The following is a 317-nucleotide window of genomic DNA, read 5'->3' as shown; positions in this document are numbered from 1 at the left end:
CATGACAAGGTAGCCGAAAAAATCCATCAGTACTGGTTCGATAAATGACAGTTGAGCGGGTCGGAAAAGAGGGGACTCCGGTGTTGAAGATGATGACCGCGACACTTGATGAGCTGATCACCATACAGCAGCAATTGATCCGCTACGCAGAGCGCAAGCAGACAGTGCTGATCGAGCATAAAATAGACGAACTGACAGAACTGGTCAAAGAAGAAACTCGGCTCATCCGCAGGCTCGGACAGCTCGAAGACGAGCGCGAACGCCTGGTGATGGACGTGCTTGAAGAGCATCCGGGACTCAGCTTCAGCGAGTTTACC

Annotated in this window: 1 protein-coding gene; it reads left to right on the top strand. The window is 52.1% G+C overall.

The window, feature by feature from the left end:
- Positions 1-89: 89 nt before the first annotated feature.
- Positions 90-317, top strand: a 228-nt coding sequence (gene flgN / locus SB775_RS28375; RefSeq protein ID WP_410864508.1) for a flagellar export chaperone FlgN, incomplete at its 3' end; no start/stop codon positions are given.

Source organism: Peribacillus sp. SIMBA_075 (genome assembly GCF_046534585.1).
This window is presented reverse-complemented; position numbering and strand designations above follow the sequence as displayed.